Source organism: Pseudanabaena minima str. Chao 2107, from assembly GCF_051131155.1.
GTDB lineage: Bacteria > Cyanobacteriota > Cyanobacteriia > Pseudanabaenales > Pseudanabaenaceae > Pseudanabaena > Pseudanabaena minima.
Genome location: NZ_CP159508.1, coordinates 4,753,221 through 4,778,421, shown reverse-complemented (window position 1 = coordinate 4,778,421; position 25,201 = coordinate 4,753,221). Strand labels below are relative to the sequence as shown.

Here is a 25,201-nt window from a genome sequence, read left to right as displayed (position 1 = left end):
GATCAGCAATTCTCATTATAAATATCGGTTTTGATGAAAGTCAGCCGACGGCTGACTTTCATCAAAACCGATATTGCTACAACAGCAATGCATTGAAGATGTAACCGATGCTGATAATATCAATCGTCATCAGACCAACAAATACAGCTAACAGTTGAGGACGCAGTACTTTTTTGAGAATCACGATTTCAGGCAGGGATAGGGCGGTAACTATACTTTAAACGGGTATAATCTGAGCTTTTTTGAGATTTTGGAAACGGAGAGTGAGTAGCGATAGCAGTTCTTTTTTATGGTTAATATGAGCGTTCTCAATACATGAAGAAATAGCATCCTGAAACAACGTAAAATCCTCATAGTATTTTGAGTACAAACATTTTTGTTTGACAAATTTCCAGAATCGCTCAATGAGATTGAGGTTAGGGGAATAACTGGGCAGGAAGAGCAACTCAATTCCGAGAGAATGTGCTAAATCTTGGACAAGTTGACAATTTTGATATCGAGCATTGTCTAAAACGAGGGTGATGGGGATGGATAAACCGAGGGTAGCCAATTTTTCGAGCAGTTCACAGACACTCAAAGCATTGATATAGGAGTCATTGGTGACGGTAATGACTTCATGGGTGATAGCATTTAATGCGGCTAGGACATTAAAACGTTTGCGTCCACAGGGTGCTCGCACAAACAACCGCTCAAAACACCATACAAATCCTAGAAAAGCCCCCATAACGAAATGAGCTGCATCTACAAAAAAAGGGCTCTTTTCCCTGCTTTAGCTTCTTCAATGCGAGGTTCTAGCTCTTCGAGTCTGTAGGTTTCCTGTACATCTGGATCTGCCTTGGCTGGAAACACACCAACCTTAAGACATTTCATACCCATGCGCTTCATAAATAGCCTGACTTGGGTGGGGGATCGACGAATTCCCGTGAGGGTTTCAATGTTTCCGATTGCTGCGTTAATACTTGCGGGTGGGTGTTTACGGAAATGTGCTTCTATACTTGGTGCATGGTCTATTAACTTGCTACTTGGACGGTGAAATCGGATCTCCTTAAGTCTTTCAATGCCTCCGTCTTCGTACTCACGCAGATAACTGCGTAAGGTGTTTGCTGAAATCCCGACCAACTGGGTAATAGCTTGATGCTCCATGCCTTGACTTTTTAACCACAGTGCTTCCATTTTGATCTGCACCCTTGGATGAGGATGATGAAATCTTTCGTGCAGTAGTTTTTTCTTCTCGTCTTCTGAAAATTCGATTGTAATCATGAATTAATCTTGGCGGCAGTATTAAATTCTTTAGCCGATTATCCCATTTTCTCAAAGCTCAAGTTCTGACCGTCTAAAGTATACCATTGTGAAAGCTAATACCGTACCCATCGGCATACCTTTATTGACTAATGCTTCGGTAATCGGCATCACCCCTGCAATATTGGCATAGAGTGGCACTCCTAAAATTACTGCAAGGGGAACTGCTAAAGGATTATGTACTCCTGCATATTTGACAATAAAAGCGGTCGGCACGTAACCATGTATTCCTGCACCGATCGCAATGCCAAGTACCACATAAAGCCAAACCGATCGCACAATTTCGCTAGATTGAAATTAGCCCTGTGCCAATCAAAAAGGCACGGTTATAGGTTTTATACCAAAACACAAAATGGCTACGCCATTTTGCGTTTTTAAAACCCTTACTGGGTTTGTTTCTTAATTCACAAAAGTGTTGCCACACTTTCGTGAATTGGTATTAGGAGCATGACTGTGTTCGTGATGATGAAGCATAGGAATGACCTCAAGATAAAAGGCAGCACTTCGTGCTGCCTTTTATCTTAGTTTATAGATTTCCAAGCGATCTCCAACTTACAGATAAAATCACATAGACTAGACCTACTAGGATTAAGTTAAAAACTAACTCTATGTCAAAAATTAGAGTGCCAAAGCCTTTTTCTGATCTCGTGAACGAGTTTAAGAATAAGAATGAGCCTGATGTCGATCATGAGTTTGAAGAGAAGAAAGTTGTACCATCACTCAGCAAATATGGTGCAACTGATCGCAAAGGTCGATATTTACATTGGGATGAATTTAAATGGCGAGTGGAAAGAGGAGATGACGAACTAGTTGCATGGGTAGCGACTAAAATCAATAGAAAAGCAAGAGCAAAGTACCTCCAACAGTTACAGGCAGACAAAGAATCTTGCTTTAGTTACAACATCCCTGACTCACTCCATGCAAGGTTACACTCAATTGACAAAATGATTGCTAAAGGTCAAGAGATCAGAGATGGCAATAACTTCATCTCGTCAAGTGACAAGCAACATTATTTTGTGAAAAGCTTAATGCTAGAAGAAGCCATCACTTCATCCCAGTTAGAAGGAGCTTCAACTACTCGCGAAGTTGCACAGGAGATGCTCAAAAAGAGTCTTGCTCCTAAGGATAAATCTCAACAGATGATTTTCAATAACTACCAATTAATGAAAAAAGCGATTGAGAGAAGAGATGAAGAGCTATCAATAGAATTTATACTAGAGTTACATAGTATAGCAACCTATAAAGCCATTGATAATGCTGCCATATCAGGACAATTCAGACAAGACAATAATATTATTGTGACTGATTTATATGGTGAGAATGTATTTTATCCCCCTGAATCGCAGACGATCCAATCTAGGCTCAAGCATCTATGTAACTTTGCCAATCAAGAGCATAGTCAAGGTTCAGATTTTATCCATCCCATCATAAAAGCGATTATTCTCCATTTTATGATTGCCTATATTCATCCTTTTGGCGATGGCAATGGTAGAACTGCAAGAGCTATTTTTTATTGGAGTATTCTTAGGTCAAATGATTATTGGTTGTTTGAATATGTGTCAATCAGCAAATTCATCAAAGAAAAACGTGGGGCTTATGATAAAGCTTTTATCTATACAGAAACTGATGATTTTGACCTCACTTATTTTATCTATAACCAAGTTGAAACTATCGAAAAAGCTATTAAATCTTTGTATGAGTACATAGATAGAAAAAGAGATGAATTTAATCAATTCATGGATTGGGTTAATCGAAGTCCATTAGCCAAAGCTCTGAATAGAGGTCATTTGGAAATCTTGAAAGAAGCCGTAAAATCTCCTGGACAAGAGTTTACGGCAAAACAGGTGGCGATTGATTTTGGCGTTACTGAGAACACTGCGAGAAAATATCTTGTAGATTTGGCAGATAGAGATTTATTAGTTATCGCTCAAGCTAAGCGAGGTAAAGCGCGTATTTATATTGCTCCAGCTAACTTAAAAGCAAGATTGGAATTGTAATAGAGGCTATTGCCTACTCACCATCAGATTTCCATGAGATCGCCTTACTAATCTGCGGATCGGGTAACTTGCGCGTAATTACGGCGGCGGCAAGAACTAAAGCAGTTGAAACCCAGAGACATCCCACTAAACCTGCAAACTGATACACTAATCCCGATAACACCGTTCCTGCTAAGCGTCCGCCCGAATTTGCCATATAGTAGAAACCCACATTTAACGCTACTTTGTCATCATCGGTGAAGGCGAGAACTAAGTAAGAATGCACCGATGAGTTAAAGGCAAAGACAATACCAAAAATTAGTAAGCCGCCGATGATTACAAAGTTTGCAGGGAAATTTAATTGCAGAGCGATCGCCATGATGGCAGGAACCGCAATGAGGGAGGTTGTCCAAAATCGTACAGTTTGAGATCGGGGCGGTTGACCAGAACCAAAGCGCTTAATTAATGTCGGTGCAAGGGATTGAATGATGCCATAGCCAATTACCCAACAGGCTAAAAATCCACCAACTTGATAAAACGACCAACCTAAAACACTTCGCAAAAATACAGGCAGTCCCACTACAAACCATACGTCTCTGGAACCAAAGAGAAAGAATCTTGCTGCGGATAGGAGGTTAATTTCAGGGCTTTTGGAAAAGAGTTGTTTGAATTTGACTTTCGCTTTGATTTTGCCCATGCCCTTGGGTAAAAATAAGCCTGTGAACAAGAGCAGGAATAAACCTCCCGCCATAATCCATAGGGAATTCACAAAGCCGCATAGTCCTAATAAAGCGCTTCCGACAAAAAAACCTACACCTTTAAGGGCATTCTTAGAACCTGTGAGAATCGCAACCCATTTAAACAAAGCCGATTGAGCACCTTGCGGTACGACTAGGCGAATCGCACTTTTGGTACTCATTTTCGTTAAGTCTTTAGCAATTCCTGAAAAAGCTTGGGCAATCATCACATAAAGAACTGCTAGCCACTGCGTCCATTCTGGATTGAGAAAAGACAACATCGCAAGGGAGAAAATCTGTAAGCCAATCCCTGTATAGAGCGTAACTTTTAGCCCCAATTGCGAACCAATCCATCCGCCTAAAAAATTAGTAACGACTCCAAAGACTTCATAGAATAGGAATAGAGAAGCGATTTGAATCGGTGTGTAGCCAATGTTATTGAAATAAAGCAATACCAAAAGTCGCAAAGCACCATCGGTAATCGTGAATCCCCAATAGGTGAGGGTGACTAGCACATAGTTTTTGAAGTTTGCTTGAGATGTAATAGAAGAGGTCATAGATTTTCTCAAAAATTATTTTCACAAAAAGAAGCGTGCTTTGCACGCTTCTTTTTGTGATGATTAGAGGGCGATTGCCACTTTTCTCGCTAATTCCGCCATGCGACAGGAATAGCCCCATTCGTTGTCATACCAAGCGAGAATCTTTACCTGAGTTCCATCCACAACCATTGTCGAGAGGGCATCAACAATCGACGATCGCGAATCGTCTTTATAGTCAATAGAAACTAAAGGACGTTCTTCGTAGCCTAAAATCCCCTTTAGTTCATCTTCGGCGGCTATTTTTAATAGTTGATTGACTTCCTCAATTGTGGTTTCTCTTGCTACTTCAAACACACAATCCGTAAGCGAAGCATTCAGCAAAGGTACTCGCACGGCTAATCCATTTAACTTGCCCTTGAGTTCGGGATAGATGAGTGTGATCGCTGTAGCAGATCCCGTAGTTGTGGGAATTAGGGACAAAGCTGAAGCCCTTGCACGACGAAGATCTTTATGAGGAGCATCAACAAGGGTTTGTGTATTAGTATTATCGTGAATCGTGGTAATCACACCATGTTTAATACCTAAACCTTCATGGATGACTTTCACCACAGGCGCGAGACAATTGGTCGTACAAGAAGCAGCGGTAAGAATATGATGCTGCGCTGGATTGTAAAGATGATCGTTAATTCCCATGACGATATTTAGGGCATCTTCCTTCACTGGAGCCGCGACGATTACTTTCTTTACGCCTTTGGTGAAATAGGGATTTAGGGTTTCGGGGGTGCGGAATTTGCCAGAACATTCTAGAACTAGATCTACACCTAAGTCTTGCCAGTTGACTAATTCGGGTTTGGCATATTCGCTAAAACTAAGGGATTTATGATCAATTTGGATGCGATCGCCGATTACTTGTACATCTTGTTGCCAGCGTCCATGTACCGAATCAAATGTGAGTAAATGTGCAGCAGTTTCTACACCGCCCTTGATTTCATTGATATGCACAAATTCTAATTCGGGAAATCCCCAAGCAGCCCTCAGCACCAATCTGCCAATTCTGCCAAAGCCATTAATACCGACTCGCACAGCCATAGATTATCTAAAGGTTAAGTATATTTTAAATATTGATTAAAGCAAATATTTATGATAATCAATATATTTATTTTGGCTGTATTTAGGGGAATCTGTCAACAATAAAATTTAGGACTTAAGTCATTTTTGCGTCAAAGAAATTGCGCTTGAACCAAAAAGATAGATTGACAAGGCTAATTAAAACGGGAACTTCGATTAGAGGACCAACAACCGCCACAAAAGCAGCACCCGAATTAATCCCAAATACACCGACTGCAACAGCGATCGCTAGTTCAAAATTGTTACTTGCTGCCGTGAAAGCTACACTCGCCGCTTTGTCATAATCTGCCTTAATGAGCCAAGCAAAATAAAAGCTAACTATAAACATCGCAACGAAATAAATTAATAATGGAATGGAAATTCTGACCACATCCAAAGGGATTTTTAACATCAAATTCCCCTTGAGGCTGAACATCACCACAATCGTAAACAGCAATGAAATCAGGGTGATTGGGCTAATTTTAGGAATAAATACATTGTGATACCAGCTTTTTCCTTTAATTTTGCTCAGAAAAAAGCGCGTCAAAAAACCTGCAATAAAGGGAATACCGAGATAAATAGAAACAGTTTGTCCAATCTCAATGATACTGACATTCACCACAGTACTTTGTAAGCCAAATAGCGGCGGTAATACAGTAATGAAAAACCAAGCATAAAAACTATAAAACAGAACTTGGAAGATGCTATTAAAGGCAACTAATCCCGCCGTATATTCGGAGTTTCCCTTAGCGAGATCGCTCCATACGATCACCATTGCAATACATGGCGCAATCCCAATTAACATCAAGCCCACCATATATTCAGGTGAGTCTCGAAAAAAGGCGATCGCCAAGAAAAACATGAAACTCGGTGCAATGATCCAACTCTGAAATAGGGCTAGCGCTAAGATTTTGCTATTGCGAAAGACATCGCCTAACTCTTCGTAACGTACCTTGGCGAAGGGTGGATACATCATCAAAATTAAGCCGATCGCGATCGCAATATTCGTAGTGCCAACTTGAAACTGATTGATCACGCGATCAACCGCAGGAAAAAGTGCCCCAATGGTCACCCCGATCGCCATCGCCAGAAAAATCCAGACCGTCAAAAGGCGATCAAGTATAGAGAGTTTTTTAATTGGCTGTATATGTGCCATGATTGATTTACCTGATATTGATTAATATCAATATTTATAATAATCGATATTTTGTCACCTCTCATTAATTCATGGCACTATAAAGTTATGAAGCCAAATCAATCGATTACCTGTTGTCCTCCCTTACTAGAAGGTCGCCTCACCACTGACGATGCCAACTATTTAGCGGCTATATTTCGAGTATTGGGGGAACCTGCGCGTTTACAAATCTTGAGCTTAATTGCGGCTCAACCTAGTCAAGAAGTATGCGCCTGTGAATTGGTAGAGACGTTAGGTTTAGCGCAACCGACGGTCAGCCATCATCTCAAAGTTTTATACGAAGCAGGTTTACTCACTAAGGAACGTCGTGGAACTTGGATTTACTATCGCATTTTGCCTGAAAAGTTAGCGATGTTAAGGGATGCTCTTTCATAAACAGAGGGAACGCTAAGCGCCCCCTCTGTTTTGTTTTTTATAAGCCTAACGTAATTCCTCTTGCCATCATAGAAGCGAGGAGAGGAATTAGACTGAATCCAACAAGTTCAATATGAATGATTGTTCTTAAGGTTTTTACTTTTTCTGGACTTACCTCTGGAGACTTTTCTGCACGAAGATTTTTAATCCACATTAAGAATGAAACTGTGGGATATAGTGATAATAAACCAACCGCAATAAATACAGATATTTTCATCCAGAAAACGGGCTGATGGGAATAGTAATCTGCACCTTTTTCAAAATATAAATATCTTAAGATCCCCGTCACTAATACCGTAATTCCTGCGATTCCATAAATAGTATCGGCAATCAGAATCCGCCATCCATTACGATTGGTTAGGTCTTGCTTTAGTGTAAATAATTCCGTAGATAGAGATGCAAAAATAAGTCCTAGGCTCAAATAATGTAGATAGGCAGAGATCGCATTAGCCCACATAAGGGTCTCCTTTAATAAAGAACTAGTTTTTGCGCCGTGGCAAAGCCACGGCGCAAAAACTAGTTCTTTATTTTACTGTAAGTCCTTAATCTCTCTTGAGATTCTTAGCGCAGTGGGTTCTCAAGGTTATCATCAAAGTCTAGTGCCATAAATTTAGAAGAGGATCTCGCCCCCATGACCACATCAACGACCAATATTCTCGACATCATCAAAGCAGATTACGCGAAATTCCCTGAAGCGCAGACTTATAGCATCTATAGCGAAGATGTCTATTTCAAAGATCCTGTGTATAACTTTCGTGGGATTAAGCAATATCAAAAGATGATTGGGTTTATTACCTTTTGGTTTAAAAATCTCAAACTAGAACTCCATGATATTTCTCGTACCGAAAATCTCGTTAAGGCTAGCTGGACAATGAGTTGGGATGCACCTTTACCTTGGAAACCTCGGATTAGTGTTACAGGTTGGAGTGATCTGACTGTAGATAAATTTGCAGATACTTTGGACAATGGAGAAGGCGATCGCGAGCTAATTATTTCCCATATTGATTATTGGGAATGCACCAAACTGGATGTCATCAAACAGCATTTTGTGTTTCATTAACATTAAAGATTAAGATATGGGAACTGTTTTTAGCTCCCTTATCGACGAGTCTATGTCTAAGCTACCAAAATCTAAATATGATCCCATAAGGAAGTTAAAAATCATATTTTCGGGGCTTCATTTTGCCGTATCTGATTTTAGTGTCGCTTACAAACTTGCTTTATCAGTGCCACTCTTCATCCTGACATTTATTCTTCAGCAATGGATTGATGTTACTTTGATTTTGCTGGCAACAGGAATGATGTTAGTGGCAGAGTTACTTAACAGCGCGATCGAAATTTTGTGTGATTTTGTGCAACCACAGGAGGATCGGCGCATCGGTATTATTAAAGATATTGCCGCCGCAGCGGCTGGTATTAGTATTTTTGTATGGGCTGCCACATTAATTCTTGAGGCAAGTCATCTTTGGCAGATGATAATCAAATTACAACTCGCTAGACAATGAGGTAGGATGCTGCCTCTTTAGCTACAAATAATATTGTGAGGCGGCGCTTCGTGCCGCCTCACAATATTATCGAGAATGCACCAAATCTGATGTGATTAAGCAGCATTTTGTCTTTTCCTAGTAAAGAGGCTTGCTTATATGTGTGTTACTTTGCATAAATTTTGTACACTGAAGCTAGCGATAAGCGATCAAAACCTAAAATAGCGAGAAAATCAATGTTTGCAGAAACGAGAGAATTTTCGCCTACGCAATTTGCTAAAACTAGATGTACAACTAATGGCACACCGTCTTTTTGGGCTTGGAGTGGTTATCTGTATTCCTTTATGCCTAATGAGCCAAACCGTAAGTTGTTCCAAATCGTTGGTATGAATGTGGCGCGATGTATAGACAAAGGTGATGGCTTATGGGACTTCACTTCTCGCGAAGTGATTCTATATCTTGATCCTGAGACTAAAGAGATAATCCGTCATTGGCAAAATCCTTGGACTGGTGAGATGTTACCTGTAGTGCATGTCGCTAATAGTCCGATTCAAGGTACATTTCGCCACAATATCCCTGCCGAGGTTGAAGGCGATACCGCAACTTTCATTTTCGACTTATTTGCTCAGTATCCTAATCCCCTTGCTGACGATCCTAAATTTGCTGAATATTGCGATCGCCCGATGTACAACGCCGTTGAGTTATTTAAACTCTCTGTGCCTGTAGCTGATCTCGAAGATCCTACAACCACAACGGTTTCAAAATTAGTCATGTCATGGAATCGTGTAGGACTATGGCTACCTTGGATGAAAATGGGACAGCGTGAGGGGAATCTAATTTATAGCGCCTCTGGTAAGAAGGTTAAAGATTTTAACGAACTACCACTGGTTCTCAAAAGAGAAATTGAAACCCGTATCCCTTTGTTTAGGGATGCACCATCTGAAAAAACTGAAGATGCAGAAATGACATCATGGCAATATTTCAAACAGCATTTTGATGCTTATCTGCAAGGTGTTACTTTCCCTATTCCTACAGTCTAAACCAAAACACAAAACGGCTAGCCGTTTTGTGTTTGTCCAGAAATAAAAAAATGCGGCACTAAGTGCCGCATTTTTTTATTGTTATAAATTTATGCTTCTGGGGTAGTTTCAGAGGTTGACGTAGATATTTGAGGGACAAGAAGCGATCGCTGAGATTCTGAGACTAGTCCTGTTAAGAGATCTTTAGATTCTTGTTGTTTTTTCGCATTGGTAGAGATATGGCTAACTGTAATTACAGAATCACTAAAAGGAACACCAGCACAAGATTGAGAATAAACATCAATCCGAGGAGTTGGTAAATCAGTCTGACTAGACAATAAAGCAGCAGCCCCTGACATATCATCCATATTTAGGAGACGAATGAGTTCATCTTTAGATTCTTCTGTTGCACTACCAACCCATTGTTTCTCTCCATACCACTCATTTCCTTCTTCACTGAATGGTTCATTTGCAGATTTAAAAGGAATGGAAGCTGCTAAAAAGCCAACAATTCCCAGTTCGATCAACCAGAGTAAATAAGCAAAATTATCCTTAATCTCGAAAGAACTACTTCTTCTACTGATGGTAATTCCTTCCTTGGCTGACATTTTTAAAAAGCCAACAAATCCCGAAGAACCTGTTTCCTGTTGCAAAAAGTTGTTGATTTGCTCTTTTGCTTGATTCTTATCTGTGACATTATATTCACGCTCCATGATCTTTTCAGTTTCCTGCTGAAAATTAATGTACTGTCCATACATCAACGAACCATAGGTAACCAGTCCACCTAAAACACCTAAACCAAGAGCAGTAATCGGACTCCGAATCTTCCCTTTTTTGACTGCAAGCCCCATTGCAGCACCAGTTGCAAATCCCATTCCTATTGGGAATAACACAATAAAGTAAATAAATTTACTAATAAATGCAGTTGCTCCACCAATTGCCACACCTGAAACTAAAGAAGAGATAGCTAATATCGCGACTCCTTGTGATGGAGCAATATTACTGGGCTGATAGGTTCTCATGTCTGAAAGCTATAGGTTATATAGATTTAATCCTATTATTTTGCCGCAATTTATGAGATTGAAATAATAAGAAATTTAATGCAAATTAACCCCCAAGAAGTGAGGGGCGGTGCTTCGCACCGTCCCTCACTTCTTGGGGGTTATGTCTCAAGCAAAACTTTGATTACGCCCTAGTTTTTTAGCTTGATATAGCGCTTCATCAGCTTGAGTAATCAGGTCTTCAAGTTTATTATCTGGATTTGGCATCATCGCTGCTGCGCCTAAACTCAAGGTGACATATTTACTAACCTGCGACCTAGCATGGGGAATCTCCAATGATAAAACCGATTCTCGGATTTGCTCTGCAAACTTGAACGCTCCTTCTACGGAAGTATTGGGCAAAATCACCGCAAACTCTTCGCCCCCATAGCGAGCAACCAGATCAGATGCTCGTCTCGGAACCTGATTAATTATTTGAGCCACACGTAACAAAACCTCATCCCCACCTTGATGTCCATAGTAGTCGTTATAGTATTTAAAGTAATCAATATCTAACATTACCAACCCTAGGAACTTTTGTTCTCGCAGGTGTCGCTGCCACTCTTTCGCCAGACAATTATCAAAATAACGACGATTGGGAATTTTCGTCAATCCATCTGAATTTGCTAACTCCAATAGCCGCAGATTAGCCTGCTGTAAAGATGTAGTACGTTCAGCAACCCGATCTTCAAGTTCACCAAAAGAGGACTTGAGTTGCACCGTCATTTGATTGAACGATCGCGCCAATCTTTCGATCTCATAGATCCCTTTGACCTCCACACTATGGTCAAGTTCGCCGTTAGTGATTACTTCACTGGCCTGCTGTAATTTGAGAATTGGATAGGCAATCCAACGGGATGTATAGATGCCTAAAATAGTCGCGATCGCCAGAGATGCTAAACACAGTAAAAGACTAGTGCGAGTATTGGCATTGATTTGCTCCATAAAATCAGATTCAGGAATAATGACGATGACTAACCAATTAAGTCCATATTGATCTTGCCAAGGTCGGACTAAAGCGTAGTAGCGATCGCTTCCTAATTGCACATCAAAGTATCGTTCAACTTTAATGAATTGCAACTGCCCAATCTTTCTTTGTAAGTCGGTAATAGCTCCTCGAATCAGCGGAGCAGTACTTTGAGAAGCACTCAAACGCCTTGCCGTCTTTCCAACTAAGACAAATGGTGATTCTTCGCTAGAGCTAGCAACAAGATTGCCATCTCTTTCTACAATAAAAATTGTCCCTTTCTGACTAGATTTTAAGTTTTTTAAAAACTTACTGATGCTAGAAAGTAGAAAATCTGACCCAAATACACCAATTAATTTCTGGCGATCGTCATAGAAAGGCAGTGATGCACTAATGGAAATAAATTCGGGTGAATTGTCCCAATTATAGATTCGGCTCCACATGGGCTTACCTGTGCGGACTGCATTGAGATACCAATCCTCTGTTAAAGGTTTATATATCCCTTTAAAGATTAATTTTTTGCGATGCCCCTGTGCATCGGTTTCATAACTATAATCCTGAAAATTAGTGCGTGGCGACACCTCATCAATAGTGGTCATCCCACCATCTACCCAACGTCCTGCGCCACTATATTCACCACTTGGCAAGGCATAAAAAATGTAGCTGAGGGTTTTATAAACCTGCATTTGTTGCCATAGGTAACGTCCCGTAGTTTCTAGATCTTTTAGATTTAAAATCCGACTTCTTGCAGCATCTGCATTAATTTGATTAATTTGGTGAGGGACTGCCAAGTAAGAATCCAAATGTTGATGAACCCGATCATTAACTTCACCGACTAGTTGGTTTGCTAATCGATTAATTGACTCTTGACCGTTGCGAAAGGATAGATAACCCACCATACCAACTGCTACAAATATTTGCAGAACAAAGGGAACAATCAGAACTGCTTGCAGTGATAGGCGATGAATAAGTGGGCGATCGCAAAGTTTTTTTAGTGAGGACATTAACGTTTAGCATTAATTTGCATCAGTTGTATTTAGCATTCCCTGATTAGATCCCCATTCACCAAAGGTTAATAATTCTCAGGATTTTTTTCCCATTTCCCAAAATCAAAAACCAACCCAGAAAGATTATTATTGCTATAGCTGTCACAATTTGTACTAGGACTAATCAAAACCCAGAATGCGAGTTGCGGCGCTTCGCGCCGCAACTCGCATTCTGGGTTTGTGTCCCAACAAGACTGGCGACAACTATATAAGCTAAGTCAGCAAAAGAAACCTATAGAAACACAGATCCCCGACTTTTTCTAAGCAAGCAAAGACAATTTACAAACAAGTCAGGGATCTCAACCGATACGTTTTAGGCTTTCTTATTTCTTATGCTTAGCTACTTAATAATACCAAAACACAAAACAACATAGCCATTTTGTATTTTTAAAACCCTTACTAAGTTTGGTTGTTAAACCACAAAAATGTAGCCGCACTTTCGAGAATTGGGATAACTACTTTACTGAAGATTGGCAATAGATAAAATCTCCTCAAAGCTAGGAACAATTATTTCTGAAGAATACTCACTTAGCCATAGCCAATATTCGTAATTACCAGTCCGACCTTGAATTGGTGAAGGTATTAAACCTTGAAAGTGCCATCCTAAACCTTGAGCAGTTGTTAAAACATTAGCGATCGCCTCAGCCCTAATTTTTGAGTCGCGCACAATGCCATTTTTGCCGACTTGTCCTTTACCTGCCTCAAATTGTGGCTTGACTAGCAATAATGTCTCACGGGGCGATCGCAATAAATTCCATAGCGAAGGCAAAATCTTGGTCAGGGAAATAAAAGATAAATCCAACACTGCAAAGTCAGGAACGACATCGCCATCAGCATACAAATCTTCAGGCGTGAGATGTCTGAGATTAGTCCGTTCGCGCAACACCACCCGCTCATCACTGCGAATTTCCCAAGCTACCTGACCGTAACCCACATCAATCCCATAGACTTTCGCTGCACCCTGCTTCAGCATACAGTCCGTAAATCCACCCGTCGAGATGCCACCATCAAAGCAAGTGCGATCGCCCAGATTCACCTCAAATTTAGCAAGCGCTCCTGCCAATTTCTCGCCACCACGGGACACAAAAGGCGATCGTTGTTTCACTAAAATCACTGCGTCATCTTTGACCTCAGTGCCAACCTTATCAATCACCTGCTGATTGACCTGTACCCAGCCAGCCCGAATAAACTTTTGAGCCTGCTCCCGCGATGGGGCAAGCTCTAATTCAACCAATAAGACATCTAAACGTTTTTTCAAACTCTATATAACCCTTAACTACATCAAAAATATAGCTTCGCCAAGTGTATCAGGACATAAAAACTAAAAGAGAGTTGAGGCGCAAAGCACCTCAACTCTCTTTTAGTTTTTGATTAGTCTTGACTAAGCTTCAGCCGCATCTTCTACTGCATTAGCTACAACTTCTTCAGGAATTTCTGGCTCTTCCATCGCATCAGGAACTTCATAATCATCATCCACAGGAGGCAAAGGAATTTCCATGACCGCAGGAGGTGCATTAAGTTGTTCGCGATATTTCGCAGCCATTTCTTCTGCCTTAGCATAGACAAGCTGAGGATCACGCACCATGTCACCAGGTTCTGCTTCGAGCTGCTTGGTGGAGAGAGAAATACGTCCACGCTCTGCATCGAGATCGATAATCATCACCTTCACTTCATCATTGACGTTGAAGACGTTGTGAGGAGTCTCGATATGTTCGTGGGAGATTTCGGAAATGTGGAGCAATCCGCTGACACCACCGATATCAATGAATGCACCGTAGGGCTTGATACCACGTACTACGCCGATGACAACTTCGCCAACTTCGAGCTTGTTCATCTTGCGCTCGACGAGGGCACGGCGATGGCTGAGGACGAGACGGTTACGATCTTCATCCACTTCTAAGAACTTAAGTGGCAACTCTTCGCCAACTAGTTCTTCCTTAGGCTTACGAGTGCTGATATGAGATCCAGGGATAAATCCACGTAGACCTTCGATTCTGACCAGAGCACCACCACGGTTGGTAGCAAAAATAAGCGATCGCACAGTTGCGTCTTCTGCTTGCAACTGACGGACACGTTCCCACGCTCTCATGTACTCGATGCGACGAATCGAAAGAGTTAATTGCCCTTCTTCGTTTTCGTCAGCGAGAATGAAAAACTCGCGGGTTTCATTGTTTTGTAAAACTTCTTCAGGTTGATCAACGCGGTTGATCGACATTTCCTGAATCGGGATATACGCTGCTGTCTTTGCGCCAATGTCAATAAGTGCGCCCCTAGGCTCAATGCTAAATACTGTACCCGCAACAATGTCGCCAGGGCTGAAGTGATAATCGTACTTATCTAAGAGTTTCGCGAAGTCTTCATGAGTGAAGCCGACATTGGTGGCTGTAGCAGTTTTTGCCCGATTGATCATAACTAAATTTTTCCTTGTTCCTGTTTTGAATTTATCTGGATTTCCTCCCAGAAATGTAAGAGCAGTAGCTATTTACAGCTTGGTGCGGTTTACATCCTACGCCTATTTGTGTCGTTAATATTTTTAGTAAAACCTATAGGCATAGGTTTGTAATTATAACGTATTTAAGCTAGATAGAGAAAGTGTTAGCAAATATTTTTTAATAGTGTTCTTAGAGTACTGGGGTAGAGACATCGTTCTCAGGATTACAGCAAGTACTACTAAGTGATATTTGAATCTACAAAATATAAATATAAATTTTGCCTAAGTGGATTTACTTTTTATAGGTCGTAGAGACTTGATACACGATGTTTTTAGAGCAAGCTAATTGTTAAAAGTATATTCTTTGTAACTTCACCATAAAAAAGCCATCCATATCATGCTCATGGGGCAGGACTTTTACCCAACCGCGATCGCTTGCAAAATGTGCCGCAGGATTATCAGCACTTGGTGGCACAATTTGCCAATCGGGATGGTTAATTAAAAACTGCGTGATTACTTCTTCGTTTTCAGCAGGATGCAGGGTGCAGGTACTATATACGATTACGCCATCAGGTTTTACCCATTGCGTGGCACGATCAAGAATTTCGGCTTGGGTTTTGGCTAATTTATAAGGCTCATCAGGAGTTTGTCGCCAACGGGCATCAGTGTGTCGATGTAATGTACCTAAGCCAGAGCAAGGTACATCTAATAAGACGCGATCGCACTTGAGATTTGCAGAACCTTCTGGCAATCCTGCGAATTCACGAGCATCAATCTCAATGGTTTGCACATTCGTGATCCCTAGACGTGCTGTATTTTGTTCAACTTTCTTCAAACGATTCGCTAGGCGATCAAGGGCGTAAACTTTGCCCGTATTTTTGAGGCGATCGCTGATATGTGTCGTTTTACCTCCAGGAGCAGCACAGGCATCAATAATGATCTCATTCGGTTGAGGATCTAATAGATAAGTCACTAACTGAGCGCTAGCGTCCTGTACTGACCACCAACCCTCTTTAAATTTGGGCAATTGGCTGACATCCCCTGCTCCTTGCCCCACACGAATACCATCGGGGAGATGAGGAATTGGTTCCGCAGGAATTTGTGCTTCGGCAAAGGCATCTAGGACTTGATCCCTAGTCGCATAGAGCAGATTTACCCGTAAATCAAGATGGGGCGTTTGATTAAACCAATTACAAATATTTGCGATCGCTTCTTGACCAAATTCTTTTTGCCATAACTCAATCAACCATTCAGGAAAACTATAAAAGCTCGCGGGATCAGTAATATTGGCGAGAATATCTTCCTTTTCTCTAGCTCTGAGTATCGATCGCATTACCCCATTCGTAAATCCCGACAAGCCCTTTAAATTATTTTCTTTGACCAATTCCACCGTGGTATGAACGATCGCTGATGGCTTAATGCGATCGAGAAAACATAGTTGATAGATACCAATTTGTAAGATTATTAATAAGTCTGGTGGTAATTTTGTGGTTGGTTTTTGTGAGAAGTTTTGCAAAACCGCTTGCAGTGTTTTTTGGCGGCGCGTACATCCGTAAACTAACTCCGTGATTAGACGGCGATCACTTTCTAGGAGATTAATGTTATCCTGACGCGCCCGCGACAGCGTACAGTCAAGCGCTACATCAGCATAGGCATTGCGTCTTTGAATCAAACGTAATGCTTCTAGAGCAATCTGTCGAGAATTCTTACTCGTCATCGGCAATTTAATAAACTTAAAATTAAAGGGATATTTACAAAAATTGAGTTCAAAGATTCAAGAATTATCAAAATTCAATGGTTGCACTGTAGACAAATGCGGTCATTATTTGGTATCTAAGAGCGTATATTCAGGTGATATTTAATCATCTGTTACAAAGCCGTAAAAAAGCTGCTGATCTAAAGTTTGATCTAAAAAAAGTGTGATGGTTACTGTGGGTGTGAGGAGCGGCAATGGTTGATACTGGTGTGAGAGTTAGGAAAGCAAAATTTCCGACAGGAAGTAGCCTAGCACTTGGTTTAGCAATCGGTTTAATAAGTTTAATTGTTGGTGTCGATCTTTTCTTGAATCCTAATATAAGTTCAAGTCTGCTGTTACCATTCACGTTTGGGGGGGCTGGTGTAGCAATGTTGGGGACTTTTGCTGTTCCAGCTTTGCGTCGCCTTAAGGCTGGTCAAATCATCCGTGAAGATGGACCACAGGCTCACCTCAAAAAACAAGGTACGCCGACGATGGGGGGAATATTCATTATACCTGTCGGAATTTTATTGGCGTTGGTATGGTCTGGTTTTAACGACAAAGTCATAGCTTGTAGTTTGCTGACGCTTTCTTTTGCTTTTATCGGTTGGCTAGATGATTGGAAAATTCTGCGCCGCCACTCCAATAAAGGCTTGTCTCCAAGAGCCAAACTTTTACTTCAAGCATTTTTCGCAGCTTGTTTTTGTACTTGGCTAGGTCTAACCCAAAACTGGCAAGCGATCGCGACGATTAATTTACCCTTGCATTTTGTGATCCCCCTTGGGTTGTTATTCTTCCCTCTGGCTCTGTTTGTATTTCTTGGTAGTAGTAATGCAACCAACCTTACTGATGGCTTAGATGGCTTAGCTGGTGGTACTGGTGCGATCGCTTTGTTTGGGATGGGTTTATTACTATTTCCTCAAAATAAAGAACTTGCTATTTTCTGCATGTGCCTCAGTGGTAGCTATTTAGGATTTCTCTGGCATAACCGTTATCCTGCAAGGGTATTCATGGGAGATACGGGATCACTTGCTTTAGGTGGAGCGCTTGCATCGACAGCAATCCTCGGTAACTTACTCTGGGCTTTTCTAATTATCGGTGCAATCTTTATCTGGGAATCAATTTCGGTGATTGCACAGGTTTCCTACTACAAGGCAACCAAAGACGAAACTGGCATGGGCAAGCGTCTTTTCAAAATGGCTCCTTTTCACCATCACTTAGAGTTAAGTGGTTGGCATGAGTTGCATGTGGTCAAATTCTTCTATCTCACGGGTGGGCTTTTAGTAGCGATCGCACTTTTAGTTAGTAAGCTTAGATAAACGCAAGATAATTCTAATAAGTGCATAAAAAACGCCCAATTGGGCGTTTTTTATGCACTTTAATGGCGGCGCGAAGCGCCGCCATTCTCTGTCTAATTAGGAATTGGTATTTATTACTGGCTGAGACGTGCTTTCACCAATAGCATTGAACGCCGACACAGTATAAACAGTCTTAGCCTTAGCCTCTTGCTCTCTAAACTCCAGCACAACTTGAGTTGGTGATGGTGTATCGTCCCCACTATATTCCTGACCTTGAAGGGTTGCAATTAGATAATTATCACGATAAATCCGAATCAGACCACGAATATTTGCGACTCCATTAGGGAGCCAGAGTCGGTAATTGGTAGAGATATACTTATCCTTTCCAGTTGGTGGAATGGAAACCTCATAATAACTTCCAAGCTGAAGACTTTCGGTTTGCCCCACATTTATGGTTGACACTTGTGGTAATGGCTGAGATACAGACAATAACCACTTTTTCGCTCCCAAATGTATGAGTAACATAGTTAACAGTACTAGCAGAAACATACAGAGAAATTGCCACTTGAGTATGAGCCTCAGCCAGAAACCATAACTAGATTTCCAAAGAGCAATCAGTATTGAGAATCTCTTCCGCATAGATATACATATAAACGATATAAACGTTCAGCAATAATTTGCAAATTTTTCATAGATAGTAAGAGTTATATAAAAATGGGATCTTTATCACATTATTCACATTATTTAGTCACATTCCAAAGAGGCTCTAGTATCTACACCTGTTTTTGAGTTAGTACCTTTGGCTTTAGTGCATAGCCATTTGCGTTGTCCCTCATCCATAATTGCGTCAGTGAAATCTGCCCCATCAATATTCGCAAAATCAAAGGTGCTGCGTAATAGGATTGTTTCGACTAACAACGCATCACTGAGATCGGCTTTAGCAAAATCCGCTTGATCAAGTAATCCACCAGAGAAATTTGCCCCTTTGAGGTTTGCTCTTCGTAAAATTGAGGCACTAAATACGGCTCCGCGTACATCGGCATTTTCAAAGTTGGCTCCTTCCATGTTGGCATTAGCAAAGCCTGAACCAATCAGATCTCGACCTGAAAAGTCTCTATTTTTTAACTGGGCATGGCTAAATGAGAGTGTTTCTGCTTGGACATTGATAGGAGATACCAGTAAACATGAAATCGCGATTATGATCGCGATCGCCAAGCGGACAAATGTCGATGAGTTTAAAAATGACATATATAAAAACAAAGATAATGGCTTTATCTTAGCGCTTACCAAAAGCAGGGAAGGCGATCGCTACACTATAGCGATCGCCTTCCCTGTTTTTGAAAATGTGATAAAAATAAGATACGGAGGACGAGTTTTAAGAGATATGACTACCAAGAGCCTTATTTCCAAATTAGCAAATTAGTTTTCAACGTAGTTGAAAAGCAAACCCATAGCGAGAATGGGAAGGATTACACCAGCAAGAGGGACGAAAATAAAAGAAACGTAATAATGTGCGTAGTATCCAGTCATGGTTATGGTTTTCCTTGAATAAGATATAAAGTTTTTGCGGACTTGATTTGGTTCAAATTCATGTAGCTGAATATTGATGTTAGCAATACCAGAAATGCACTTAAGACCAAAGTAAACCAAGGAATTTTTGCATTGGTTCTAGATAGTTGAGGAAGTATGCAAATGCAGCACCGCCTGCACCACCAACCAAGAAGCTGCTAGCAAATTCGCTCCAACCAGAAGGAGAGCCAAGTTCAGCAGGAGCTTCAAGAGCAGAGCTAGATTGGAGTTTGGTTACATGTTGACCATGCAAGGATAAACCTGCGGTCAAAATTAACACAAAGGCTAAAGTTGCTAACAAACCAGCAAGGCTACCTAATTCGGTATTTCTTAGAGGACCAAGCAATGCAAAAGGTCCATAGATGAAGTAACCATGAGCCATACCAACTTCTAGACCACGACGGCTAGGAGACAAACCTGCACGGTAAGCGGGGAGATTACCGATAAAGGCTTTAACGACCGCAGAATCGCTAATGGGGGTAGATAAATTCCCTAGCTGGGGATCGTTTTTGAAGGGTTTTACAAAATCTGTCATAAGTCTTTATTAAGTTAAAGATTGCAGGGAGAAATTTGTCTTCATTTTAGGGAATAAGCGCGGATGTCACTGCATAAAGAGGGCGTATCTTTAGAAAACTTCACAACCAATAGTAAAAAATTGGCTTTGCCATTTTTTTACTTTACAGATGCTGATGGACATAAATCAGCTAGCTCACAGCGATCGCAAGCAGGCTTACGGGCATTACAAACGGCTCGTCCATGATAAATAATCCGAATCGACCAGTTTTCCCAGTCTCTTTGGGGCAGCAGTGACATCAAATCCCGCTCGACCTTAATAGGCTCTTCAAATTTGGTTAGTCCTAGTCTTTTAGTAAGTCGCTTGACATGGGTATCGACAGTTACACCTGCATTAATTCCATAGGCATGGGCTAATACCACATTGGCAGTTTTACGAGCCACCCCTGCAAGCTTCAACAGTTTTTCCATTGTATTTGGTACTTGCCCATCAAAGTCCCGCACAATCATTTCACAGGCACTTCTAATATTTTTGGCTTTATTGCGGTAAAAGCCTGTGGAATGGACTAACTCCATGAGGTCATCAAGATCGGCATTTGCTAAGGCGATCGCATCGGGATATCGGGCAAATAATTTTGGGGTGACCATATTCACACGCTCATCGGTACATTGTGCGGAGAGAATCACGGCAACCAAAAGTTGTACTGGGGTCTCGTAATCAAGCGAACAGGTTGCGTCGGGATAAAGACGTTTGAGCCGAATCATGATTTCGTTAGCCCGAACTTTTTTAGATGAACGTTTGGTAATAATTCCCATGAGTAGCGCGATACACCGATGATTTGCAGTTTAGCATTGTTTAAAAAAGCTCCTTTAGGAGCTTTTTTAAACAATGCTAAATAATTCGGGCAGCACTCATTTAAAATTGAGTAGTACGGCTTTGTCGCACCAAAACACATTGCTTCCAACTTAAATAGCCTCCCCCCAAGCTCGCAAATGGATAAGAAAAAAGTATTATTGCTATCAGCGAATCCTGCGAATACCGATCGATTGCGGGTTGAGGCAGAATTTCGGGAAATTGAGGAATGTTGCCAGAAATCGAGTTTGCGCGATCGCTTTGCGATCGTCACCAAAGGCGCAGTCCGCATTGATGACTTACAGCCGATCTTGCTACAAGAAGTGCCGCGTGTGGTGCATTTCTCAGGGCATGGTGCGGCAGAAAATGGTTTGGTGTTGGAACATGATGATGGCACTTGGCAACTCGCACCCACTGATGCTCTAGCGGACTTGTTTCGGATTCTCCAAAATGGCATCGATTGCGTGGTGCTGAATGCTTGTTTCTCAGAGGTGCAAGCGGAGGCGATCTCCCGTTATGTGCCGTATGTATTGGGAATGAATCAGGCGATCGGGGATGTGGCGGCGATCGAGTTTGCCAAGGGATTTTATGGGGCTTTATTTGAGGGGAAATCAGTTAAAGATGCTTTTGAGTTAGGCAAAAATCTGATTGCGCTCAAGAATATCCCTGAAACACAAACGCCTGTGCTGTTGGAACGCAGCTATGAAAGACAGATTTTACCGAAGGTAAATGTTGCGATCGAGGAACCTGAAGGTGCGGTGCGGATTGGTTCCGAGTTTTATATTCCGCGATCGCCTCAACAGGAACAATGCTTTAAAGCGATCGCCATGCCCCATGCCCTACTGCGCTTAAAATCCCCTGACCGCATGGGGAAGTCTTCGCTATTGGTACGAGTCTTAGAAGAAGCGCGGCAGTTAGGCAATCGCACCACATGGCTGGATTTGCAAAAGTGCGATCGCCGAGTTTTTGAAAATATGGATCGCTTTTTGCAGTGTTTTTGTGCGGTTATTGGACGCGATTTTGGGGTGAAGGCGAAACCGACCGATGATTGGGATGAGCTGTTTGGTGCAAATGGTAACTGTGAGGAGTTTTTTGAAAGATATTTATTGAATGATGATGACGATCGCCCGTTGGTGATTGCGATCGAAAATCTGGATCGGATATTTCTGCATGAAGCGATCGAGGTGGATTTTTGTGGTTTGCTGCGTGGTTGGCATGAGCAGGGCAAGCACGATCGCACATGGGGCAAGTTGCGGCTAGTGCTTGCCTATTCAATGGAATCTTTTACAACTAAGGATATTAATCAATCACCATTTAATGTAGGTACACCCATTGATTTGGATGAATTCACAACTGCACAAGTTGATGAGCTTGCAGAACTGCATGGTTTATCAACATCGCAAATAGAACCTATCACTGAATTGATTGGTGGACATCCCTATCTAATACGACTCGCTTTCTATAATTTAGCTAGTGGCGCAAATTCCCTTGAGCAAATTCTCCAAAGTGCATCAACAGAAGTAGGGCTATTTGGGAAACATCTCACCACTCGTTTAGCGAAGGTGGAAAGAGATGCTCATCTTACGGAAGTTTTGCGATCGCTGGTGAATTCACCGCAACCACTCCGTTTTGATCTGGCGACTACGGCAAAATTAGATGGAATGGGTTTAATATTACGCACAGAAACAGGTGTGATTATTCGTAATCAGTTATATCGTCGTTATTTTCGCGATCGTTTAAGCAATTAGTTTAGGAGTGTGACCAATGCCGACAACTCTACAAGCAAAAGTAATTGATATTGAATATCCCTCTAGCGATGGTGAACCCTTGGCAGAAACCTACGATCATTTTTATGCGATCGCCATACTTTTGGAAATGCTGCGGCAATATTTAACAGGCAGACAAGCAACAGTTTTGGGCAATCAATTTTTATACTATGCTCAAGGCTTTCCCAGAATGCGTGTGGCTCCCGATGTGATGGTGATTTTTGATGTGGCGGCTGGCGGTCGCGACAATTATAAAATCTGGGAAGAGGGACAAGTACCTACGGTGATATTTGAAATTACCTCCAAAAGTACGCAGATTACTGATATTGGCTTTAAGCGCGATCTCTATGCTCAGATGGGTGTGCAGGAATATTGGCTTTTTGACCCGAAAAATGAATGGCTAGAGCAGCAATTGCAAGGTTATCGACTCAAAGGTGAAGAATATGAGCCGATTAACGATAGACAGAGTTTAGTTTTAGGGTTGCAGCTATCGATTGAGGACAAAAAAATTGCCTTGCATCGTCTGGACAATGGCGAAAAGTTGCCTTTTCCCTCTGAGCTTGCGGAACAAGTAGCTCAAGAGCGTCAAGCGAAACAGGAACTTGAGGTATTATTGCAGCGCTACCGCGATCGCTATGGAGACTTGGAGTAACTAAATTATGTTACGTGGAACTCAGATAATAAATCTCTTGCTGTTAGCGTGGCAGGGCAAGCACGGGGGCATTGCCCCTACCCCAAAATTTAGAGGTTACTTGTAGGGGCTGTGCCCCCGTGCCAGCCCCAGACTTTCGCCATCGCAGGAATCACCTTCCACGTAATATCTATTGAGTGCGTTACGCTGACGCTAACACACCCTACTGGACTGTTTCATCTAAAATAGTGCAATAGATACGGTTATTCTTCTTGCTCAAATACTGGATAAAGATGTTTCAGTTTGACTCTGGCATCGCTTGTCGAAAACCTCCATATTACTTTGGATGCATTCTGATTTCGAGACTTTTGCCAAGCGTCTATCTCCTCTTTGAGTTTGTCCTTGCTAGGAATCCGTCTATCTAAACATTGTTTTGATAAGACACTCAATTCGGTTTCGGCTACATTCAACCAACTACCATTACGCGGCGTATGATAAATTTCTAGTCTTCTTGCTAAACGATGAGCTTCTGGTGCAGGAAATGCTTCATACAGCGAAGCTATATTATGGGTATTCAGATTATCACTGAGTAGCTTTACTTTTCGTGCATTCGGATAGTCCTCATCCAACAATTGACGTATTTCCTCAGCCCAATCTATCCTTGTTCGACTATCTCGGCTACTCACCCGTCTCCATCCTCGATGAGGGTCAACAAACATGAATAGGGCTTGAACACCTTCACGCTCATAGTGGTAGTCTTCTTTTTTATCTTGTCCAGGTTGCATCGCTATTGGTGGATAAACCTCTCCGAGTAGTTGCTTTGATGCTTCATCCATTGCAATCAACGGTTCTTCTTCGCATGGCTCCGTGCTATACAAGTCAAGGACGACTTCCATTTCTGCCACAAATCTTGCTAAATCTCTTTCGGGAATACAAAATCTCTGGGTTTTCCAAGGTCGTAATTCGTTTTTTTTTAGAGTACGCCACACCGTTGATGCGGAAATTTCGGTAATAACTTGTCTTTGCTTGAGTTCTGACGTTAATAGTCTGATTGTCCACTCAGCACGTCCTTCTGGTGGGTCTGCACAACACAGAGCAATTATGTGGGCTTCGCTAGAGCCATCGACCTTGGGCGGTGTGGGGGGCGTTTTCCTTAATTGTCTCTCTAGTGCAGGTTTTTCACCTTTTTGCAGAAATCTTTGGCGAATTCGACCTACGGTGTTTCTATGCACCTGCAATGCTTCTGCTATTTCTTCATCAGTCCATGTTCTCTTGCTGTATTTTCCTTCATCACACATCAGTAAAATTCTGGCGTGCAAGATCTTTTTTGCAGGTGCATAGCCATTTCGACTAATTTGTTCTAAGTTTTCTCTATCCTCTACTGTTAAATAGACTTTATCTCGCCTTCCTCTTCCCATGATTAGGGCTCTCCAAACCAATATCTATTGCACTATTTTAGATGAAACAGTCCACTACTGGACTGTTTCATCTAAAATAGTGTAATAGAAAACTAGGTGAAGTCAGTCTTAACAAGCTTTTTGATAGATCGACTATTGCATCACTTTAGATGAAACAGTCCACT

The 25,201-nt window shown here is 41.6% G+C and carries 24 protein-coding genes and 3 pseudogenes; 9 read left to right on the top strand and 18 right to left on the bottom strand.

The features are described from left to right. Positions 1 to 76 precede the first annotated feature (76 nt). From ABM313_RS21630 to ABM313_RS21620, 3 pseudogenes are all read right to left on the bottom strand, one after another. A pseudogene (locus ABM313_RS21630) lies at positions 77 to 211 on the bottom strand (permease); the annotation flags it as partial. Between the two features lie 6 nt (positions 212 to 217). Continuing rightward, positions 218 to 1,260: pseudogene (locus ABM313_RS21625) on the bottom strand (IS630 family transposase). 84 nt (positions 1,261 to 1,344) lie between these two features. Continuing rightward, positions 1,345 to 1,596 (bottom strand): annotated as a pseudogene (locus ABM313_RS21620) (permease); the annotation flags it as partial. 311 nt (positions 1,597 to 1,907) lie between these two features. On the opposite strand from ABM313_RS21620, the gene ABM313_RS21615 reads away from it, so the two are divergent. Beyond that, positions 1,908 to 3,296, top strand: a complete 1,389-nt coding sequence (locus ABM313_RS21615) for a Fic family protein (protein WP_434685192.1) — start codon at positions 1,908 to 1,910, stop codon at positions 3,294 to 3,296. A 13-nt stretch (positions 3,297 to 3,309) separates the two neighbouring features. On the opposite strand, the gene arsJ is transcribed toward ABM313_RS21615, so the two are convergent. The 3 genes from arsJ to arsB all read right to left on the bottom strand — a co-directional run bounded on the left by arsJ (position 3,310) and on the right by arsB (position 6,814). After that, positions 3,310 to 4,569 carry an organoarsenical effux MFS transporter ArsJ gene (arsJ, locus tag ABM313_RS21610; RefSeq protein WP_434685191.1) on the bottom strand — a complete coding sequence of 420 codons (1,260 nt, stop codon included), beginning with the start codon at positions 4,567 to 4,569 and terminating at the stop codon, positions 3,310 to 3,312. A 63-nt stretch (positions 4,570 to 4,632) separates the two neighbouring features. Continuing rightward, positions 4,633 to 5,640, bottom strand: coding sequence for an ArsJ-associated glyceraldehyde-3-phosphate dehydrogenase (locus tag ABM313_RS21605; protein ID WP_434685190.1), 1,008 nt, complete (start codon positions 5,638 to 5,640; stop codon positions 4,633 to 4,635). Between the two features lie 115 nt (positions 5,641 to 5,755). Then, complete coding sequence (gene arsB / locus ABM313_RS21600; RefSeq protein ID WP_434685189.1) at positions 5,756 to 6,814, bottom strand: ACR3 family arsenite efflux transporter; 1,059 nt, start codon at positions 6,812 to 6,814, stop codon at positions 5,756 to 5,758. 87 nt (positions 6,815 to 6,901) lie between these two features. On the opposite strand from arsB, the gene ABM313_RS21595 reads away from it, so the two are divergent. Then, positions 6,902 to 7,228, top strand: a complete 327-nt coding sequence (locus ABM313_RS21595; RefSeq protein WP_434685188.1) for an ArsR/SmtB family transcription factor — start codon at positions 6,902 to 6,904, stop codon at positions 7,226 to 7,228. Positions 7,229 to 7,265: 37 nt separating this feature from the next. On the opposite strand, the gene ABM313_RS21590 is transcribed toward ABM313_RS21595, so the two are convergent. Then, positions 7,266 to 7,724, bottom strand: a complete 459-nt coding sequence (locus ABM313_RS21590; protein WP_434685187.1) for a DUF2214 family protein — start codon at positions 7,722 to 7,724, stop codon at positions 7,266 to 7,268. A 174-nt stretch (positions 7,725 to 7,898) separates the two neighbouring features. On the opposite strand from ABM313_RS21590, the gene ABM313_RS21585 reads away from it, so the two are divergent. The 3 genes from ABM313_RS21585 to ABM313_RS21575 all read left to right on the top strand — a co-directional run bounded on the left by ABM313_RS21585 (position 7,899) and on the right by ABM313_RS21575 (position 9,791). After that, positions 7,899 to 8,327, top strand: coding sequence for a DUF2358 domain-containing protein (locus ABM313_RS21585; RefSeq protein ID WP_434685186.1), 429 nt, complete (start codon positions 7,899 to 7,901; stop codon positions 8,325 to 8,327). 52 nt (positions 8,328 to 8,379) lie between these two features. Continuing rightward, on the top strand, positions 8,380 to 8,772 hold the full coding sequence (locus tag ABM313_RS21580) for a diacylglycerol kinase (protein ID WP_434685185.1): 393 nt from the start codon (positions 8,380 to 8,382) through the stop codon (positions 8,770 to 8,772). Positions 8,773 to 8,987: 215 nt separating this feature from the next. Further along, positions 8,988 to 9,791, top strand: coding sequence for a DUF1838 domain-containing protein (locus ABM313_RS21575; protein ID WP_434685184.1), 804 nt, complete (start codon positions 8,988 to 8,990; stop codon positions 9,789 to 9,791). Positions 9,792 to 9,880: 89 nt separating this feature from the next. Here ABM313_RS21575 and ABM313_RS21570 read toward each other — a convergent pair whose 3' ends face one another. The 5 genes from ABM313_RS21570 to ABM313_RS21550 form a co-directional block, all read right to left on the bottom strand. Next, on the bottom strand, positions 9,881 to 10,792 hold the full coding sequence (locus ABM313_RS21570; protein WP_434685183.1) for a hypothetical protein: 912 nt from the start codon (positions 10,790 to 10,792) through the stop codon (positions 9,881 to 9,883). Positions 10,793 to 10,939: 147 nt separating this feature from the next. Continuing rightward, on the bottom strand, positions 10,940 to 12,781 hold the full coding sequence (locus ABM313_RS21565) for a diguanylate cyclase domain-containing protein (RefSeq protein ID WP_434685182.1): 1,842 nt from the start codon (positions 12,779 to 12,781) through the stop codon (positions 10,940 to 10,942). A 502-nt stretch (positions 12,782 to 13,283) separates the two neighbouring features. Beyond that, a complete protein-coding gene (locus tag ABM313_RS21560) occupies positions 13,284 to 14,081 on the bottom strand; it encodes a TlyA family RNA methyltransferase (protein WP_434685181.1) in 798 nt (265 codons plus the stop codon). Positions 14,082 to 14,204: 123 nt separating this feature from the next. Continuing rightward, entirely contained in the window at positions 14,205 to 15,233 is a 1,029-nt protein-coding gene (locus ABM313_RS21555) for a 30S ribosomal protein S1 (RefSeq protein WP_434685180.1), read from the bottom strand. A gap of 370 nt (positions 15,234 to 15,603) precedes the next feature. After that, positions 15,604 to 16,971, bottom strand: a complete 1,368-nt coding sequence (locus tag ABM313_RS21550; RefSeq protein ID WP_434685179.1) for a 16S rRNA (cytosine(967)-C(5))-methyltransferase — start codon at positions 16,969 to 16,971, stop codon at positions 15,604 to 15,606. 233 nt (positions 16,972 to 17,204) lie between these two features. Between ABM313_RS21550 and mraY the strand changes: the two genes are divergently transcribed. Beyond that, positions 17,205 to 18,308, top strand: a complete 1,104-nt coding sequence (gene mraY / locus ABM313_RS21545; protein ID WP_434685178.1) for a phospho-N-acetylmuramoyl-pentapeptide-transferase — start codon at positions 17,205 to 17,207, stop codon at positions 18,306 to 18,308. A gap of 96 nt (positions 18,309 to 18,404) precedes the next feature. Here mraY and ABM313_RS21540 read toward each other — a convergent pair whose 3' ends face one another. Continuing rightward, the gene (locus ABM313_RS21540) at positions 18,405 to 18,812 is read right to left on the bottom strand and encodes a hypothetical protein (protein ID WP_434685177.1); all 408 of its coding nucleotides are present in this window, start codon (positions 18,810 to 18,812) and stop codon (positions 18,405 to 18,407) included. A gap of 219 nt (positions 18,813 to 19,031) precedes the next feature. Further along, positions 19,032 to 19,379 (bottom strand): pentapeptide repeat-containing protein, encoded by a 348-nt coding sequence (locus ABM313_RS21535; protein ID WP_434688553.1) that lies wholly within the window; start codon positions 19,377 to 19,379, stop codon positions 19,032 to 19,034. On the opposite strand from ABM313_RS21535, the gene ABM313_RS21530 reads away from it, so the two are divergent. After that, positions 19,351 to 19,710, top strand: a complete 360-nt coding sequence (locus ABM313_RS21530) for a hypothetical protein (protein ID WP_434688600.1) — start codon at positions 19,351 to 19,353, stop codon at positions 19,708 to 19,710. The two genes, ABM313_RS21535 and ABM313_RS21530, sit on opposite strands and share 29 nt — an antisense overlap. Here the strand turns inward: ABM313_RS21530 and ABM313_RS21525 are convergent. The 3 genes from ABM313_RS21525 to nth form a co-directional block, all read right to left on the bottom strand. After that, positions 19,707 to 19,817 (bottom strand): photosystem I reaction center subunit VIII, encoded by a 111-nt coding sequence (locus tag ABM313_RS21525; RefSeq protein WP_434685176.1) that lies wholly within the window; start codon positions 19,815 to 19,817, stop codon positions 19,707 to 19,709. The genes ABM313_RS21530 and ABM313_RS21525 overlap by 4 nt on opposite strands. A 100-nt stretch (positions 19,818 to 19,917) precedes the next feature. Then, positions 19,918 to 20,391 (bottom strand): photosystem I reaction center subunit XI, encoded by a 474-nt coding sequence (locus ABM313_RS21520; protein ID WP_434685175.1) that lies wholly within the window; start codon positions 20,389 to 20,391, stop codon positions 19,918 to 19,920. A gap of 137 nt (positions 20,392 to 20,528) precedes the next feature. Continuing rightward, entirely contained in the window at positions 20,529 to 21,185 is a 657-nt protein-coding gene (nth, locus tag ABM313_RS21515; RefSeq protein WP_434685174.1) for an endonuclease III, read from the bottom strand. A gap of 138 nt (positions 21,186 to 21,323) precedes the next feature. On the opposite strand from nth, the gene ABM313_RS21510 reads away from it, so the two are divergent. Further along, positions 21,324 to 22,970 (top strand): AAA-like domain-containing protein, encoded by a 1,647-nt coding sequence (locus tag ABM313_RS21510; protein ID WP_434688551.1) that lies wholly within the window; start codon positions 21,324 to 21,326, stop codon positions 22,968 to 22,970. Between the two features lie 16 nt (positions 22,971 to 22,986). Next, positions 22,987 to 23,640 (top strand): Uma2 family endonuclease, encoded by a 654-nt coding sequence (locus ABM313_RS21505; protein WP_434685173.1) that lies wholly within the window; start codon positions 22,987 to 22,989, stop codon positions 23,638 to 23,640. Positions 23,641 to 23,882: 242 nt separating this feature from the next. On the opposite strand, the gene ABM313_RS21500 is transcribed toward ABM313_RS21505, so the two are convergent. Further along, entirely contained in the window at positions 23,883 to 25,037 is a 1,155-nt protein-coding gene (locus ABM313_RS21500) for an IS630 family transposase (protein WP_434685172.1), read from the bottom strand. Positions 25,038 to 25,201 lie beyond the last annotated feature (164 nt).